Raw genomic sequence first — 18390 nt, 5'->3', positions numbered from 1 at the left:
AGCAACTATTGACTTAACTCGATCCTGATTTGAGCGGAATTATAGCGCTCTGGAGCAACACGTGTGGCTTTCTTTTCGACAATTGCAAAATACCGTAATGGAATCGCACCGTACAGCGCTAATCAACTCTGTCAGGCGCCTCCAGGAACCTGAGCAGTAAATGAGGAGAAGCTGGCCCTCTCAAGGCTCCATCCTGCTCTCCGACCCAGCCGCTCTTAAACGCACCTTTCGTACTACGCGAGTACAACGAGTCCTGTGCAGCTGGATTGTTGCAAAATCGCCGAATCACTCATCTATCCGGACCGGTAACAAATGTTAGTATCTCGGAATTAATGTCCTGACAACAAAAACAGAATTTGCGCGCGGCCCGTGGCGGATGGAATATGGGAAAACGGCAAAAATACGGTGATTCTGCACATTTTCACCGCACGACAAACTACACACTATATTGCGATTTCTAATGGGCCCTGAACCCTGAGATTTCTATCGGGTGCCAACATTACCTTGTAAGCGCAAAGCTGAAATGTCGTAACCCCGCAAAGTAAGGCCTCGCCACCCTTTCTTTGTCCCGGAAGCTTTGCCGCGCCGACGTGCCGGGATGTTCGAGTGTAGTTTTATATCCGTTGGGAGCCGCAACTTATTCGGCTACGGTTGCGACAAGCGACTCGATGGCGGCGATATTCGTAAGGAGCTCTTCAGGAAGGTTGTGCCGTGCCAGGAGATATTGTGGGCTATTGTAGATAATCCACGTCCTCGCTTCCTCGTCCTGCCGGACGAGGATCTTCAGCGGTAAGTCAAGAGCAACATTCGCGGAAGCCTGCATTAGCGGTGTCCCTGCTTTGGGACTGCCAAAGATTAGAAGCTTAGTTGGAGCGAGGGTCATGCCCACTTTCGCAGCCTCTCCGCTGTGATCGACGAGCGCGAAGATTTTGATCTCCTTCACCCGCAACGCATTCTCTAGTCGATCCACAGTCTCATCGACGGAGAATCTGCTCAGTCGTTCCACTAAACCCTCGTTCATGGTCGGCCTCCATTCGGCGACTTGATGCATCCATCTATATTATTCGTGGAGATTTCTAAACCTGCTTCTTCGTCGATTCGAGCAGTTCATAGTGGCTTCCAAAGTTCTGAAAATCGGTTCAGCATCGCAAAATGGCCCGATTTACATTCTTATGGTTTGCGATGATAGCGCTTCACACTGAGAAATCGTATAACTCAGTGACCTCGTCCTGACCGAGTCAGGGTCCACCACATCCAAACCTCCCATCACCGCGTCCCATATCTTGGCGAAACGCTATGCCACCCATCCCGTGGCACAGGGCAATGATAAAGTCGGCGAAACTATGGGAACCGGGGTTGGGAATGCGTATGCGGCGGCCCATCAAGAGGGCATTTGTCATCCTTATGAGGCTGCGCGAAGGCGATCCATAAAACCCACTAGATTCACGTCCGGGAAACGTTATTGGCGGCACTCGCCCGTAATAATGCCCATCACGGCATTGTTTGTCTTCTAGTCGAACGTATAATCGGTAACTCCGAGCATATCCACACGTATCCGCTGTTTTGGGAAATATTATCGCCGTATCAGGGAATCTCGCGGAAGAGGGCAAGGTTCATGGAGGTCGAACTCATCGAAGATGAGAATATCTCGCGGTTTCACACTGATGAACTCGAATAAAGGTTCGAAACGAGTCGCGTCCAACAATATGTACTCATGGCTGTGGTTGACTCGATTTCATGTTGCCCCTTGTCTGCGGCATGTTCTGCTTTTTCTTCTCATCACCGGTTTTGTAGCGGGCTGCCAGACGGGCGTGGCCACGAACCAAGAGGTCTCTACCGCTGTTCCCGTTACGGTGGCTAAAGCTCTGATTCAAGACGTTCCTGTGCGCTTACAAGCCATCGGTTCAGTACAGACCGTCTCCTCAGTCTCAATTCGTGCGCTCGTGAGCGGTGAACTGAAGTCTGTCGGCTTTCATCAAGGAGATCGAGTGCATAGAGGCCAAGTTCTGTTCACGATCGATCCACAGCCTTATGAGTCTGCATTTGCGCAGGCTCAGGCGAATCTGGCTCGGGATATCGCTAACGCCACCCGCGCCAAAGCGCAGGCTCAACGGTATGCCGAGCTTGCCAGTCAGGGCGTCGTTTCTGCAGAGCAAAATGAGCAGGCTCAAGCCACAGCTGAGGCGAATGAATCGGTAGTACGCTCCGACAAGGCCGCGGTAGACGCTGCCAAACTAAACCTTAGTTATTGCACGATCACCTCTCCGATTGATGGCCGTACGGGGAGTCTCTTGATCCAGCCTGGCAATCTGGTCCAGCCTAATACCAGTGTGCTAGTGGTCATCAACCAGATCGCACCCATATACGTATCGTTTTCAGTTCCTGAGCAATTTCTTCAGCCCCTCAAAGCTCTTGATCGCAAGTCTGCGACTGTGCTCGCAACCGTCCAGAACGACCAGTCACAACGTGCGCCAATGGTTGAACGCGGCACTCTTTCTTTCATCAACAACGCAATTGACACATCCACAGGAACGATTCAGCTCATGGGAACCTTTCCCAATACGAGCGAGCGCCTCTGGCCAAGCCAATTTGTGAACACGGAGATCGTCCTGTCTGTCTTAAGATCGGCAATTGTTGTGCCTTCAGCGGCTGTGCTTACCAGCCAAAATGGAATGTACGTGTATGTCGTAATGCCAGATGGGACGGCGCAGAGCAGGACGATCACATCCTCCCTTACCACCAATGGTTTTTCCGTCGTCACCAGCGGCCTGAAGTCTGGCGAAACGGTAGTCATTGACGGCCAAGTGGCCCTCTCTCCAGGTGCCAAGGTTTCAATACAGAAGTCGGGTAACGCAATGAAGGCTCTATGAACCTTGCCAGCCTCTTTATCCGTCGTCCGATCGCTACCGTTTTGGTAATGGCCGCAATTTTGATAGCAGGGATCGTCGCCTATCGTTCCTTGCCCGTCAGTGATTTGCCCAGTGTCGACTTTCCCACCCTACAAGTGACTGCTTCCTTACCCGGGGCCAGCGCAGAAACCATGGCTGCGTCGGTCGCGACTCCGCTTGAAAAGCAATTCTCAGCCATACCTGGCCTTACGGAGATGGGCTCAACGAGCCAGCAGAGTTCAACAACCATCACCTTGCAATTCGATCTTGACCGAGCCATCGACGGTGCGGCAGGCGACGTCCAGACGGCAATCGCTGCGGCCAGTGGACTTCTTCCACCTGGTATGCCCTCGCCTCCCACCTTCCGTAAGGTCAATCCTGCCGAACAACCGATTCTTTTCCTTTCGCTCACTTCGACCACACAGCCTCTTTCCGACGTAGATTTCTATGCGGAGAACGTCGTCGGGCAGCAGATTTCGATGGTTTCCGGCGTAGCACAGGTCAATATTCTGGGAGCGCAGAAATACGCAGTCCGTATTCAGCTCAACCCTCTCGCTATGGCCTCTCGCGGTATCGGCATCGATGAAGTTGCGAACGCGATCCGGAATGGAAATGTTAATCTGCCGAGCGGCACGCTTTGGGGAACAACTCGGGCCTATACCGTTCAAGCTAACGGCCAACTGACCAATGCAGCTGCCTATCGCTCCCTTGTTGTAGCACACCGCAATGGAGCACCCGTGCGCCTGCAAGACGTCGCCGACGTACTCGACAGTGTGCAGGTCAACAAGAATCAAAGTTGGGTCAATAGCACACCGGCGGTGATTCTCAACATCCAGAAACAACCGGGAACCAACACTATCGAAATTGTCGATAGAATTAAGGCTCTTCTTCCGAAAATTCAGCGAAGTATTCCCCCATCAATCCATCTAGACGTCGAATATGACCGTTCCCTCACCGTCAAGAATTCTGTCGCCGATGTGAAGTTCACGCTGCTATTGACCATTTTTCTTGTGGTGATGGTCATCTTCATCTTCCTCAAGAATGTCTACGCCACAGTTATTCCGAGTCTGGCACTTCCCTTCACGCTCGTCGGCACATTTGCGGTCATGTATCTGCTGCACTACAGCCTAGATAACCTTTCGCTTCTCGCGCTCACCTTGTCCGTAGGGTTTGTCGTAGACGACGCCATCGTGATGCTCGAAAACATTGTGCGTCACCTCGAGATGGGCAAGACCCCGATTCAGGCTGCATTCGACGGATCAAAAGAAATCAGCTTCACTATCCTCTCCATGACGTTGTCGCTGACCGCGGTCTTCATCCCATTCCTCTTCATGGGAGGCATTCTCGGACGTCTACTCCACGAATTTGCTGTCACGATCGGCGCCGCCATTCTGCTTAGCGGATTTGTCTCACTTACACTCACACCCATGCTTTGCAGTCGCTTCCTGCGACCAGAGACTCACCAGCATGGACGGCTCTACAACCTGCTTGAGTCACCTTTTCAAATTATGTATCGCGCCTATAACGCTACCCTTACGATGGTCCTCCGGCATCAGAGGCTGACGATCCTCGGTGCGGGGATAATCCTGGCTGCGACCGTATACCTGTTTGTAGGCTTGCCCACGGGTTTCTTCCCAGTAGCCGACAATGATCAATTCACGACTCGCATTCAGGCCGACCAAGGTATCTCATGGGAGTCGATGAGGCAGCACACTCTCGATGTGATGAAGATCGTCAATAGCATTCCTGAACCTCATACCGCCGCGGCCTTCGCCGGGGGCGGTGCCGGAAATACCGGACAGATCTTCAATCATATTGTTCCTCGCGAACAGCGAAAGCGGAGCGTACAGGAGATCATCGATGCCCTTCGACCTGAAGTAGCCAAGGTTCCGGGAGTCAAAGTTTTTTTGCAGAACCCCCCGGCGATCAATATCGGGGCTCGGCCCGCTAACAGCCTCTATCAGCTAGCGCTGGAAGGTACAGACACCGCCGAACTCTATCGGTATGCGCCAATACTCGCTCGAAAGCTCTCACAGTCTCCCCTGCTGAAAGATGTTAATACCGACTTGCAAGTTGAGAACCCTCAGGTCAATGTGGTGATCGACCGCGATAAGGCCAGTTCCCTAGGCATCAGCGCGCAGCAGATCGAAGATGCACTTTATACGGCTTATGGGCAACGTCAGCTCTCCATCATTTACGCGCACAATGACAGCTATTATGTGATCACGGAGCTGAAATCCGAGTACCAGCTCACTCCGCAGACCCTCTCCTACCTTTACATTCATTCGAGCAATGGAGCTCTTGTTCCGCTTAGCTCAGTTACCCGTTTCGTCGAAGACATAGGCCCGCTCACTGTAAATCACATCGGTCAGTTCCCTGCCGTAACACTGTCATTCGACCTCAGATCAGACGTCTCGCTCGGATCGGCCGTCAACTTCATCGAAGCCACTGCGAAGGAGACATTGCCTCCCACCATCACACCGATCTTTCAAGGTACAGCTGAGGTTTTTCAAGACTCCATGCGGGGCATGGGCCTACTGTTGATTATGTCTGTAGTCGTGATTTACATCGTTCTGGGAGTCTTATATGAGAGCTTCATCCATCCTCTGACCATATTGTCTGGACTCCCTTCCGCCGCCTTCGGAGCGCTACTCACCCTATGGATATTTCATAACGACCTTAATATCTACTCAATCGTGGGCATCATCATGCTCGTCGGTATCGTCAAGAAGAACGCCATTATGATGATTGACTTCGCCATCAATGCGGAACGAGAGGGGGGTATGAATCCAGCCGAAGCTATCTACCAAGGCTGCCTGGTAAGGTTCCGCCCCATTATGATGACGACCTTCTGTGCTTTGGTAGGAACTATCCCGATCGCTATAGGCACAGGTGCCGGAGCTGAAAGCCGTCGTCCACTCGGCCTCGCTGTCGTTGGTGGCTTGATCTTCTCGCAGATCCTCACTCTCTACCTGACACCGGTTGTCTACATCTATATGTCCCGCTTTCAGACGATCCTCAATCGTAGAAAGCGGCCAAGCCAGAAAGAGATCGTTCCCTCGCGGGCTTAGACAGAGAAAATGAGTCGGACCTCATTCGGGTCGCCCCAAAAGTGGGTGATTGTAAGGTGTCATTTTTGATCTCGATAGCAGCTCAATGACCGCATTACCTGACAACCGAGAATTACCTATTGCGAGATGGTCTTCGCGCAAGGTTAAGATGATCTGCATGATTCTGCTACGCCGCAATGTTCTTTCCTTTACGCTCTCCTGTGCCCTCCTGTGCCCCATCCGGACCACAATGAATGCAGCGACACCTGCAACAGACAAGGCAGGCACAACATCCTCCCAGCACTGGGCCATCGCGATCCATGGCGGCGCAGGCGAGAGCGAATGGGAGCACATGGACCCGGCCACAGCCGCCGCCTACCACGCTTCTCTCGCGAAAGCCCTCGCCGCCGGCGCTGCCGTCCTCCGGCGGCATGGCAAAGCCCTCGATGCTGTGGAAGCCGCGGTCGAAGTCCTCGAAGACGATCCCCTCTTCAACGCCGGTCGCGGCGCAGCCTTTGCCGCCGACGGTACCAACGAGATGGACGCCGCCATCATGGACGGGGCTACGCGCTCCGCCGGATCGGTCGCCGACGTGCAGTTCACCCGCCATCCCATCGCCCTTGCCCGTACTGTCATGGAGCACACTCCCTACGTGATGATGGTCGGTCCCGGAGCCGATGCCTTCTCTCGCGCACAGAGCCTCGAACAGCAACCGCCCTCCTTCTTCTTCACCGAAATGCGCTGGCAGGAGTTCGCCTCCATCATGCGCCAAACCAACCGCCCGATTCCTCCTAGACCTGCAGGAGTTGGCCCGGAACCTAAAGCCGCCCCCGGCTCGAATACCGGACCAGGCACAGCCTCCCTCTCTAACCCAGTTGGGGGCGCGCCCAGCAACCCGCCAATCTTCGCCCACCGCTTTGGCACAGTCGGCGCAGTCGCTCGTGACAGCGAAGGTCACATCGCCGCAGCCACCTCCACCGGAGGCATGCAAGGCAAGCTCCCCGGCCGCGTCGGCGACTCTCCGCTCATAGGCGACGGCACATACGCCAGCGACCGCTCATGCGCCGTATCCGGCACCGGTGTCGGTGAATATTTCATCCGCCTTGCCTTAGCGCGCGAGATCTGCACTCTCGTCGAGCAAGGCCAATCTCCACAGCAAGCCGCCGACCACATGATCCACATTGAACTGCCCGAGCTCAAGGGTGGCGAAGGTGGTGTCATTGTCCTCACACCAACCAGCGATCCCGTATGGAGCTCCAACACTCTGGGCATGTTTCGCGCCCGCCAGATAGAAGGCAGCGCCCCAGAGATTCACGTCAAGTAGCTGCATGCTGTAGTCGTATCCAGGTGCGAACCGCAAACCCAACACGATGTGCGAAAGCATCAAAGCCGTGCTTGAGAATATGCCGCTCACCGGTGCGCGATCGCCCAGGGATCATTTCGTCAGGTCAAAGTCCGCTCAAACCTGATGACGTGACCATGGGCGGGTTAATGGGAATTTAGAAAGCGAGGAGCATACATGTCAAAGGTTCGCGTTGCGGGATTTAGCATTTCGTTGGACGGTTTTGGTGCAGGGATAGAGCAGAGTCTGGACGATCCGCTGGGCAAGCGCGGTCAAGAGCTCTTTCAGTGGTTCTTCCTTACCCGGACATTCCGTGCCATGCAGGGGAAGGAAGGCGGATCGATCGTTGTGGACGACGCGTTCGGACGGCGGTCGATGGAAAACTTTGGTGCCTTCATCCTTGGCCGCAACATGTTTGGCCCGATCCGTGGCCCATGGCACGATGACTCTTGGAAGGGATGGTGGGGTTCCAATCCGCCATACCATGCGCCGACCTTCGTTCTGACGCACTACGAGCGTGAACCCCTCGTGATGGAAGGCGGGACGACCTTCTACTTTGTCAGCGGCGGAATCGAAGAGGCGCTGAGGCTCGCGAAACAAGCAGCGGGTAGCAAAGACGTCAAGATTGGAGGCGGTGTCTCCACCGTGCGGCAGTATCTGCAGGCTGGGCTGATCGACTCCCTCCAATTTGCACTTTCACCTGTTGCCCTTGGTCAAGGTGAGGCACTTCTTAGCGGCATTGACCTGCCCGCATTGGGATTTTCTGTGACAGAGCACGAGGCCACGGAGTACGCGACTCATGTTGTACTCACGAGAAGATAGAAGACGAATCCTGGCCTGCTGTACTGCACGGCACCAATTGCCGGACTCTGGATGCTTATCACGTCTCACTACACGGTAAACCCGTCCAAGTTCTGGATGGGATGACTGGAGATCAGCGTGTCTTTTTTGGATGGGCGCAGACATGGGCGGGAAAGGCAACGCCCGAGTACATACGAAAGCAGATCGCCAGTGATCCCTACAACCCCCGCAAGTTTCAAGTTAATGGCGTCGTTCGAAATATCGACCTATGGTATATCGCTTTCGACGTCGACCAAGGTGAGACGTTGTACATTTAGCCTTCTACACGTGCTCGTATATGGTGATGCGAGCGGCGAACATCAGATTAGCGAGGGTTATTTACAGGCTACTCTGTAGGCGACGATCGGGAGTCCAACCGCAGCTATAACCAAGGTTGTACTGGAAGCGCTTGCAGAGAAAACATGGTGTCCGGTTGGGCCGTTGCAGCTTGGTGTGCCCGAGCAAAAGCCGTCCGACTAGGCCCCTCCTTTTTGTGTGACTACGCGAGCAACTTGAGAAGCAGTTTCAAAATATCTTTGAGCGGCATAACCGTCAGCAGCAGAGGTGCCAATGGAAGCAGACTTGCGACCACGAGGTGCAGCAGCGTGCGGAGATCAACCGGGAGGGGTTTCATCTTTTCGATGTATCCAAAGCTGTTGCCAAAATCAGCAAGCGATTGTATGTCCGCAGTACCCAACAACGGTTCGCCCTGCGGATCATCATGTTTGATCCACTTCCGGTGGAAGGATCCGGTATAGGCTGTCGCCAATGCTCCATATTGATAGAGGCCGCTACGCTTTGTCTTGAGGAGAATTCCTGAAAAGACCATCAGCGGGCCAGTCACGACGACAACTGCAACCACTACATAAGTGACAATTGCAGGGGCGTAGTTGGCTAGTGGGATATGGTCATAGACGATTGAGCGAGCAAGAACTCCCACACTTGCAAGTGAAAATGCGAAGAGGATAATCCCAAAAAAGCGTTGCGCTCCACCTACAAAACCTAACCCTCCGGCCTCATCTGGGTGGGTGGGGAAGATCTGTAGGTCTAGTTTGCGAACCCTTCCGAGAAACTGAAACCAGAGAAAGAGTCTCCATAACCATCGCATCACCAGGAACCAAAAAAAAGGCATGCAAAAGCCGATTAGCCAGTAGCCAGCCCAGGTGAGTGATGTACCTCCTTCCGAGATAGTTCGATACCAGGTTGAGGCCCGATTCGGAATAGTTAGGAACGATATCATTGAGGCAATATGGGCCAGCATCGCAATCACTACCTCCGCAATTACGGAGTCGCGGGAATGTAGGCCGAGTTCAACAAACTTGTCAAATTGTTGGTAGTCTTTCTCCGGAACAACCCCCGAGACGACAAAATGTGCAGCGGACCGTCCGATGCGCGGCCCGACGATGTTTTCTGCCAGCAAGAGCAGCGGTACAGCAAGAAGAAAGCGGGTATAGCCACTGAAGTCACTCAGATATGGAACGGGTATCGTGTGTCCGAAAGCCAGTCCTTGCATTTGCGACAAGATCAGTAGAGGCACCCATGTGATTAGTGCTCCAAACAACGCCCTTCTTCTTAAGTAGGGAGCATTCATTTTTATGTGTCCGAGCCGCTTCAGAATATGAAAGAAAGGTCCACCTTCCATGAGCAAGAACGGACGGGAAGCAAGATTGGCATTTTGGTCCATGATTCCCTCCAGACTGGTGAATTGTCGTTCAAAACGAAAGTCGCTCAACCACTGGTTGACCCATGGCTAGCCCGAGATACGCGATGCTCCCAGCCGTTTTGACGTCTTCTGCGGGCATCATGCAATCTTTAGAGCGCGTTCATGCAGTGCGCGTAAGATTCCCATGAACTCTGTCCCAGAGTCGTAGACGTTCTGAGGGTCGAATTTACGACTTCCCTTTCGACGCATTTGAGGGAGACTTCTCCTGCAGCGTCGACATCAACTCCTTTGCGGATTCAGGCGTGGTAACACTGCCGGAGAATATCTGTTCAGCAGAGACCTTCTTGCCGTACAGATTATCGTTGGCTCCCCCATCGGGACCAAGTGAAGTTCCCGAGAGAGAAACACCCGCAAAAACCCCCTGAGCTCGCGAGTATGACAACATCTCGGCACTCATAGCCGCGTTCGTAGAGGCCTCTGCGTCACGGCCTACGGGGCCAGCTGCGACGCTCGCATCCGCGCCTAGCTTGGCTTTTCCATGCATTAAGGCTCGGGCCCCCTTGTCGTTCATTACCAAGACGACAAAATCTGTTGCCTGGCCGCCTGCCTGCAAACCAAAGCTGCCGCCGCTCGATTGCATCATAATCGGAGCGCTCCAAGGACCATCGAAATGTTCTCCTGTGCGGCAGTTCATAGTCCCTCGTCCATATGAACCGGCAACGATGAAGCCCGCTTTTTTTACTGAAGGCAGAATGATTACACACTCTGATTTGTTAAGAACGCTCATGGGGATTCCACTGGGACTGTTGATTAACTCTGTGAGTACTTCTCCGGCGGCCTTTACTCGAGCCTGTTCGGTTTCGCCCTTGTCCGCACCATAGGCCGAGGCGGACATCGCTATGCAAAGAGCTGCACTACCGAGGGCGACTGATCTTGTGATTCGAGTGTGAACCTCGTTTTGAATCATGACTGTTTCTCCTTTTCTATTTCGTTCACTGCGACTTGCGGAGTTGCGAAGGCACGACGATCTTTGCAATCGAGTCGAATTTGCTGCTGCTAAGACATATGAAAAATATGGATTTCATTTTCGATCTTGTTCAGGGATGTCTTCGAGTTAGTTATTTCTTTCGGTCGCTATCTGGTGATTATCTCGGCCCATTTTCTGTGGTCTCCGGCAGTCGCTGAAGACGCTGCGGCATCCTGGACAACTAGCTCCGCCGTCCGGTTGATTGTTAGATCTTCCAGTCGACCGGTCAGCTTGAGACGCTTCAGATGGGTCTTCACGTGCCAGTGGAAGTCTGTGATCGACCTCAATTCTGATTCATCGTCACGGCACCCGGTTTGTGAATTCCCTCCGATTTCGCTGCTAATCTATTCCATTGACGTGGCATTGTCTATGCTGTTTCGGCAAATTGCAGCCTGCAATGGTGAGGAGCATTATGCTGACTCGAGTCAGAAACTCAAAGGACCTTGAATTTATTGATGCTGCAGGTTGCCCAATTCTTCGATCAAGCCGGGCTTCTGCTGCAGAACAACTGCGCATCAATCGTCCAAACATGCTCCAGACGCATTGGAGTCAGCAACAACTCTCCGTGTAACTGCTCGCAAGCACACAGATAAGCTGTCGCGCCAACGTGGGTTACGGCGCCCAAGGGCGGATATCGAGAACAACAACGACGCGAACGACTAGCGGCGCTTCGGACAGCTTGCTCTGAAGCGCAACTTCAGCTGCAGAGCACTTTGCGGGAAAATACTGGGGACTTAGGTACGACAGTACTTTCCTGAGAACAGCATGCGCTTGATTCGTATGGGACGGCGGAGAGCTTTGGCTACCCGTTTCTTTGTCTGTGATCAGTTGGTGAGTTTTGCAGCCCGTTGCTTGTAATCCTCGGCCCTGGAGATGTTGCCTTGCTTCTCGTAGATGCTTGCGAGCGCGAGGTAGAGATCGGCGGCGGGAGGTTGGACCTGAAGCTGCTGCTCAAGGAAGCTGGTCGCACCTTTGAAATCACCGGTTTGTGCGCGGGCCTGGGAGATGAGGATGGCGGTTTGTGGGCTGACCTCGTGGGGGATGGGATGCGCACTGGTGAGATCGGCGACCTCTTTGTGACGGCTGCTCTGCGATAGAACGCTCACGAGGAGGTCGAGCGCGGGCACGTAGGTCTGATCATCTGCGATGGAACGCTGGAGCCAGGAGATGGCGCGGTCGTTCTGGCCGGACATCATGGCAGTGAGGGCGCGCTTGTAGTCGTCGATGGCAAGGCCACGGCCATTGCCCTCGCTAGTGTCGTAAGCGGTCCACAGGTCGGTGGCGAGGGTGTCGTTGACGACACGAAGGTTCAAGGTTGCGTAGGCTTTTTGTTGTGTTGCCAGATCGCTGGCAGTGACGACGACGCGGTAGTTTCCGGTTGCCAGTCTTTCGGTGGAGAGGGTATGTCCGGTGAGTAGCGTCCAGGACTCATCGAAGCTGCTGGCGTCGATCTCCTCGTCTTCCTGGTGTGGCTCTGTTCCTGCCTGCACGGAGCCGAGGACATAGTGAAGTTTGACCTTTTGACCTTCACGGGATGAGGGTGAGGCAGGCCTTGACCAGAGTTGGAAGACGAGGCGGAGAGGCTCACCGGCATGCAGCAGTGCCTGCTGCACTCCCTGAGGACTGAAACGGAGACCGGAGATGCTGAAGGGGAGCTTCCCTTCAGTGTCGCGCATTGCGGGTTTGGAGGAGAAGACGAGAATGCTGCTCATGGTCCAGTTGGTCTGGGCCGGGTCAGGAACTTGACATTAATACGCTGGCGCACGGCGGAGTGGGTGAGGTCGTTGGTGAGGGTGTAGACGATCTGGTACTGGCCGGGAGAGAGCGGGATTCGGGTCTCGGCTCCGAAGCGCTTCAGGCGGAGGTCGGTGGCCTCAAGATCGCTGACGCTGGCGGTGAGCTTATCGTTCTGCTGGTAGATAGCTTCCTTGCCGTCGGAGGTGAGGACCGAGGTCTGGAGGGTGAGGGAGTAGCCGGTTTCTTTGCCGGGCAGGCTTCCGATGATGGAGGGCTCGGGGCGTTCGTAGGAGACGAGGGCGTGGGCGGTCATACGTCCGGTGGAGTCGCGGAAGATGGCGGTCTGGGCGGAGGCGGTGTTGGATCCGAGAAAGACGCTGGTGGTGATGCTTTCGCGGGCGCCTCGACGCTGGGAGAGGCGTTCCTTTTCGACGTCGTTGTCGGGCAAGCCCCTGATTGTGCTAAGCAGGACGTCGGATTGCATGCTCGGGGAGTAGTCGTTGAGGTTGACGGGCTCGCCGGGGATGAGGGAGATGGTGGTGCGGGCGACTTCGTTGCCAAGGGAACGCTTGATGATATCCAGACTGTTCTTCTGATCATTCTTGGCCTCGAGTCCGGTGACGAGGCGCACCGGGCCGTCCTGGTAGGGAGAGTAGAGGGTGAAGTCTTCGCCGATGCTGCGCTTGTAGAAGAGGATGTAGAAGTGCGGGGGCAGCGCGGGGGTCTTGGACTGATAGAACCAGATGATGATGGGCCGGAGGTTGCGGGCGGCGGGATAATTAGCTCGCTGCTCCGGCGGGCCGAGGGTGATGTAGATGCGTCCCATGTCGGTGCGCCAGCCGTCTTGCGCCTTGATGTTTCCGAAGTTGGCGTTGGCGTCGGCGAGGCGGCGGTAGTGCTCTTCCTTGTACTCGTTGATCTCGGATCGGGATCGGGGTTGCGGATCTGCCAGAAGGCGTTGATGAAGTTTTCGCGTTCGGTGTCGGACTTGAGGGAGAGGAACTCTTTGCGCTCATCGCTCTGGATGATGTAGGAGACCTCTTCTTCGATCCAATGACGGTAACGCGGGGAGAGATTTTTTACCGAGTCGACCGCGTGGAGCGAGAGTGACGTGATGAGGAACAGAAGTGGGATCAGCAGGACGCGTTGGCAGAGGCGTGTAGACAAAGGAGGCATACTCCTCAAGAGAAACGGGAGAAGATACACCCTCTCCCGTCAGTTTAAGACTGCGTTTCGGTTTAGAACTCAAACCTGACAGAGCCGCGAGCGTAGAAGGGTGTCTGGAAGGACGACGGACGGTTATAGTCCAGGTTGAGAGGGGGCGCAAGACCCACACCTGCAGCTCGCGTCTGGAGGTACTGGATTCTGCCTGTCTGGAACTGACTGTTGGTTACGTTGAACATATCCATGGCCACCTTCAAGCGATACTTTTCAAACTTCGAACCGAGCGGGACTGGATAGTCGAGGTGCAGATCGAGCTGTGGAGTCGACGGTGTGCGTCCGAAGTTGCCACGGCCTCCAATGGGAATCTCACCCTGACTGAGGTAGATGGGGTGGTCCCCAAGGCGGCTAAGCGGCACTCCGGACTGGCCGCGCAGGCCGGTGCCAAATGTGAGGCCATGGGCTGCGTGAAGGAACGGAGTATCCGTGCCGATGTTATAGCTGATGAAGAGATTTCCAACGGTACGGCGGTCGGTGCTGAGATAGCCTGGGGTGAACTGGTCGCCGAGGAGGCCCAGCTTACCCTCTGTGAAGTCGAACAGCGAGCTGATTCCAGGGTCGGACTGTCCGTTGTCGTTGCGGTAGGCTCCCTCGTAGTTGCCCCAGAGGTTGCCCCAACGGAAGTTGATGAGCGCGAGCCAGTGGTTGCTGAAGCGCTTGTCGATCTGGAACTCGACGGCATTGTAGCGGCGAACGGGATTGACGAATCCGTCCGGAATTCCATCGCCTGGGGGCGCATCCATCGTGTTGGGATTCAGGAAGCAGGCTCCGCCTACGGGTTGATTGAGACCATTGAGGAACGGGCCGCCAACTGCAAAGAAAGTGTCGCTGGATGCTGTGCATCCTGGGACTGGTGGCCTGTAGTTGAAGGTGCTGGGATTGCCTGATGGGTTCGCGGCCAGGAACTGCGCCTGCGTGTAGGGGAGTTCCTGCTCGTTGACTGCGATATCAGTTCCGGAAGTAGGATTGGCAATACCACCGGCGTTGTTGGGAGTAATCATCGATCCCTCAGGAGAGTAAGCCGTGATGTCTTCAATCACTCTGGGAAGGCGACGGTCAGTATAGCGGGCTTTGAAGACGATCGATGGAGTCAGCTCTCGCTCCACTCCGATGACATACTCGTCCTCATACTCACCCTTGGTTCCGGGAATGATCCCTTCGCCAGTGGAGGAGGAGAAGTTTGGACCACCAAACCTGGAGACAACGCCGGTGGCGCTGGTGGAACGTGGAAGGCCGTTCAGGTTGTGGGCAGCGTCTGGGATGATGGTGTACGAGCCATCGGCATTGATGACCGGGGCGAAGACGTAGCTGGTATCGTCCTGCTCGTTACCGAGCTGACGGATGGCTGCATCCAGAGGCATTGCCCAGTAGTTGCGGCCAAAGTTGAAGAACAGCTTGCTTCTGTGGTCTCCCAGCGGGTCGATGTTGATACCAATGCGTGGCGACCAACTGCCGGTGAAGGCGTAAGAAAGCAGATTGCCTGCCACTCTCTGCTGTTCCCATCGAACACCGGCGTTGATGGTGACGAAGCGGTTTATCTGGTAGACGTCGTTGCCGTAAGCGGTGTGGTAACGGCCTGAGGCGTCAACCACCAGACCCTGGTAAGTTCCGCGAGTGTTGGAGGCGTAGATCTTTTGGCCATACTTATTGATGGGGCACTGCGTGCAGGTGCGATCCGTTGTGGTAAGCGCCGCAGTAGTGTTGGTCGCCGAAATCTGGAACAGTGCATTCGTCAGAGCGCCAATCGCGCGGGCCGGGATTTGGGAGAAGAGCGAAGATAAGGTCTGGCCCGCTGCGTTCTGGTTTGGAATGGGGTATAGCGGCCCGGACCTCGAAGGCTCGTCATGGAAGTTGGTGTGATCGTAAGCGTAGCCTGCGGAGAGGGTGTGCTGGCCGAAGAATCCGAAGGTCTTTGAAGTATTAGCGGCGATGCTCCAGGTGTTGTTCTTCGATGGTTCATAACCGCCAAGCCCGGAGGCGACGGAAGGAAGCGAAGTGGGAAGAGAATTCGGGCTCGTGTCGGTGATGTTATAGTCGGCCGTCGCCGGCTGTTCATCGAAGTGGTTGTAGTTATAGGCGTAAGAGGCGTCTACCAGCCATGAAGGAGTAATCGAGTGGGTAAGGCGTGCGACTGCGTTGCGAGATCCGAACTGCCATGAACTGGCTGTGGTGATGGGGAAGAAAGACGAGAGCGCATTCTGTGTTACTGCGAGCGGTTGAGTGTTATGACGTGATGGGTCTCCGAATGCTGAGGCCTCAAATGTCGTCGAAGTATTGATGCGGTATGTAATCTTGCCAGCCCAGCTTAGCGTGGTCGTGCTGTATTCCGGTGCGCCCAGCGCAACGCTCGCCGGGGGTGCGTTCGGATTGGCCTGCAGAATGTCCTGCCTGAGCGCGGGATTGAAGGCTCCGAAGAAGAACAGCTTGTCCTTGAAGTGGGGGACATAGCCTCCCAGTTCTGCGACCGCGTCGTACTGAGGGCCGGAGAGCGTGGAGGGAGGGGTAATCTGCTGGAATCCAAATTGGTAGTACTGATAGCGGGAGGCATACCAGGATCCTGGTCCGAAGTACGCTCCTAGGGCGCCGTAATAGGTATTGCTCCCGGATTTGGTGACGATCTGGACGATACCGCCTGTGGCTTTGCCGTACTGCGGTTCGAAGGCGGTTGTCTTGACATCGACCTCTTTAGGTTGATACCTGTTCCGAGAGAGCCGTGGAAGCGGTTATAGGTTCCGATGCTTCCGAGGCCTGGTCTGTAATGGTCACACCATCGACGACATACAGGTTCTCCAGCCCCGAGGATCCTCCGATGGAAGGATTCGCAGCACCTGGTCCAATTTGCATCGGCGAACCTGCAACCTGCCCGGCCGCGACGCCGGGTGCCGCATAGAAGATTGCGGAGACGTTTCGCGGCATCGGAACGCTGTTGTAGAAGGTGTCGGTGAGATTGCTGGTGATGGCGGTGCTTTGGGTGTCGATCGCGACTGCGGCACTGGTGACTTCGACGACTTCGGAGACGCTTCCAGTCTGCATCGTCAGATTCAGGGAGGAGTTGGCGTTGACCACGACCTCGTTGCCCTTGGATTGAAGCTTCATAAAGCCCTGCTTCTCCACGATGACTTCATAGAAGCCCGGCGTGAGATTAATGGCTCGGAAGCGACCGAGGTTATCAGTGGTGAGGGTCGTGGTTACCTGCGGACCAATGAGAGTGACGGCTGCACCAGGCAGAACGGCTCCGGTCGAATCGGTGATCTCCCCGTTCAGACCACCGGTAATCGAACCCTGCTGTTGTTCGGAGACGAAAAAGGAGACCAGGAGCAACACAAAAAGCTGTGACAGGTAGCTGAAAGAAGGTTTCATGCTTCCCCCTGATTCATTGCTTTCTGCCCACAACGCTGCAGTGCCGGTAGTGGGCAACCCGGATTTTTCTGGGATAAAAAGCAATCATCGTGCCCAAAATGGGGGAAATAGCGAATTCTGTAACTAAAGGATTACAAAGGTGATCCGTTTTTGGGTCTGACACGATCAGGGATGAAATCTATGTAAACTGGGATAAGCGACCTTTTTTTTGGGATAAATAAGTATCCGTATTTATGATTTTTACCTTATAATGCACCTTCATCGCCACAAGTTTATCTGTAACTAAACTTGTGGGCAGGCATTGCTGATCCTTCCTACTCAAATCGTGTTGTCTAAAGGTTGAGAAAATTTATTTGGCACAGCATAAGTTGTGTCTGTCACTTTACCCGTCTCCATGACTTGTTTGAATCTGTGCAGATTTGCCGCGACTTCCTGGGCGGGGTATTTTCCAATCAGCGCCAGAGCCGCTTGCACAAGCTTCCCTCCGGGGGATCTCATCACTTCGCAAACTTCCGTCTCGCCTGGCTCGGGTCCCGGGGCGAAATATATTTCCCAGTATGTTCTTGTGATGGGAGAGGTAACCGTTTCGTAGCGAATGAGCTCGTTCTCGAGCTCCTCGGTCACTTTGATCGTCCAGTGCGCTTGAATGCCGAAAGGACCTTTTATCGTCCATCGAGAACTTGTCGGACCTGTTGGCTCGATGGCCATGACATCCCCGAGAAAAATAGGCAGATTCTTGAAGTCTCGATAGAAGGCGAAGACCTGCTCCACCGGACGTCGTATCGTTACGGTTACTTCTATTCTATTTTTGCCTGACGAATCGCTTCGCATACGCTGTCTCCGACAAGTTTGTCCGATAAAGAAGATCAGGATCGTGAGCAAGCCAACGACTGCTGCTCCTTAAAGGCCTTTCACAGAGCCGTCCGCTTTACTCAATGTCATTTTGAAGCCTGTGATTCCTTAACTAGTGATAAATCACCAGTGCGCTCCTCCCCGCATCCAGCCGCCTCCCTGCCCGCCTCGAACTGGTCGTTCGCTTTCGCCCAGTCCGAAAGTGAGAATGTGGGCCCATACTCCTCGCTACCCTTTGGCGGCGGGTTGAAGGTCCCATCAAAAAATGGAAATTTGAATACGATGGCTTTTTATCTTCTCTGGGAGACTATATTGCCGAATTCAGCAATATACGCAGTAGAGCTAAAACGTCGAACCGGGATGATCGGCTACAAGGAGGCAGCGAGCAGGAAATTAATTAAATAGTAGAA

The 18390-nt window shown here is 54.5% G+C and carries 12 protein-coding genes and 1 pseudogene; 5 read left to right on the top strand and 8 right to left on the bottom strand.

Annotation, left to right across the window (positions count from 1 at the left end; genetic code table 11):
* Window positions 1-637: 637 nt before the first annotated feature.
* Window positions 638-1021, bottom strand: coding sequence for a DUF302 domain-containing protein (locus AC5S26_RS24260; RefSeq protein ID WP_494187526.1), 384 nt, complete (start codon window positions 1019-1021; stop codon window positions 638-640).
* 616 nt (window positions 1022-1637) lie between these two features.
* Between AC5S26_RS24260 and AC5S26_RS24255 the strand changes: the two genes are divergently transcribed.
* The 5 genes from AC5S26_RS24255 (at window position 1638) to AC5S26_RS24235 (ending at window position 8398) form a co-directional block, all read left to right on the top strand.
* Complete coding sequence (locus AC5S26_RS24255; protein ID WP_494187525.1) at window positions 1638-2870, top strand: efflux RND transporter periplasmic adaptor subunit; 1233 nt, start codon at window positions 1638-1640, stop codon at window positions 2868-2870.
* Entirely contained in the window at window positions 2867-5959 is a 3093-nt protein-coding gene (locus AC5S26_RS24250) for an efflux RND transporter permease subunit (RefSeq protein WP_494187524.1), read from the top strand. The genes AC5S26_RS24255 and AC5S26_RS24250 overlap by 4 nt, the downstream gene beginning before the upstream one ends.
* 157 nt (window positions 5960-6116) lie before the next feature.
* Window positions 6117-7262 carry an isoaspartyl peptidase/L-asparaginase family protein gene (locus AC5S26_RS24245; protein ID WP_494187523.1) on the top strand — a complete coding sequence of 382 codons (1146 nt, stop codon included), beginning with the start codon at window positions 6117-6119 and terminating at the stop codon, window positions 7260-7262.
* A gap of 195 nt (window positions 7263-7457) precedes the next feature.
* Window positions 7458-8102: a dihydrofolate reductase family protein gene (locus tag AC5S26_RS24240; RefSeq protein ID WP_494187522.1), complete on the top strand. Its 645-nt coding sequence runs from the start codon at window positions 7458-7460 to the stop codon at window positions 8100-8102.
* The gene (locus AC5S26_RS24235) at window positions 8033-8398 is read left to right on the top strand and encodes a M13-type metalloendopeptidase (protein ID WP_494187610.1); all 366 of its coding nucleotides are present in this window, start codon (window positions 8033-8035) and stop codon (window positions 8396-8398) included. Before AC5S26_RS24240 ends, AC5S26_RS24235 begins: the two co-directional genes overlap by 70 nt.
* Window positions 8399-8619: 221 nt before the next feature.
* On the opposite strand, the gene AC5S26_RS24230 is transcribed toward AC5S26_RS24235, so the two are convergent.
* The 7 genes and pseudogenes from AC5S26_RS24230 to AC5S26_RS24200 all read right to left on the bottom strand — a co-directional run bounded on the left by AC5S26_RS24230 (window position 8620) and on the right by AC5S26_RS24200 (window position 17959).
* Window positions 8620-9804, bottom strand: a complete 1185-nt coding sequence (locus tag AC5S26_RS24230; protein WP_494187521.1) for a hypothetical protein — start codon at window positions 9802-9804, stop codon at window positions 8620-8622.
* A 205-nt stretch (window positions 9805-10009) separates the two neighbouring features.
* Window positions 10010-10426, bottom strand: a complete 417-nt coding sequence (locus AC5S26_RS24225) for a lipid-binding SYLF domain-containing protein (protein WP_494187520.1) — start codon at window positions 10424-10426, stop codon at window positions 10010-10012.
* A 1208-nt stretch (window positions 10427-11634) separates the two neighbouring features.
* Complete coding sequence (locus AC5S26_RS24220) at window positions 11635-12522, bottom strand: tetratricopeptide repeat protein (protein ID WP_494187519.1); 888 nt, start codon at window positions 12520-12522, stop codon at window positions 11635-11637.
* Window positions 12519-13723, bottom strand: a pseudogene (locus tag AC5S26_RS24215) (GWxTD domain-containing protein). The gene AC5S26_RS24220 and the pseudogene AC5S26_RS24215 overlap by 4 nt, the downstream one beginning before the upstream one ends.
* A gap of 62 nt (window positions 13724-13785) precedes the next feature.
* On the bottom strand, window positions 13786-16146 hold the full coding sequence (locus AC5S26_RS24210) for an outer membrane beta-barrel protein (protein WP_494187609.1): 2361 nt from the start codon (window positions 16144-16146) through the stop codon (window positions 13786-13788).
* A gap of 307 nt (window positions 16147-16453) precedes the next feature.
* On the bottom strand, window positions 16454-17128 hold the full coding sequence (locus tag AC5S26_RS24205) for a carboxypeptidase-like regulatory domain-containing protein (RefSeq protein ID WP_494187518.1): 675 nt from the start codon (window positions 17126-17128) through the stop codon (window positions 16454-16456).
* Window positions 17129-17446: 318 nt separating this feature from the next.
* Entirely contained in the window at window positions 17447-17959 is a 513-nt protein-coding gene (locus tag AC5S26_RS24200) for an SRPBCC family protein (RefSeq protein WP_494187517.1), read from the bottom strand.
* Between the last annotated feature and the right edge of the window lie 431 nt (window positions 17960-18390).

Source organism: Edaphobacter sp. FHG110511_03 (assembly GCF_059115365.1).
The sequence above is the reverse complement of the archived record's forward strand: the minus strand, read 5'-3'. Positions and strand labels throughout refer to the sequence as shown.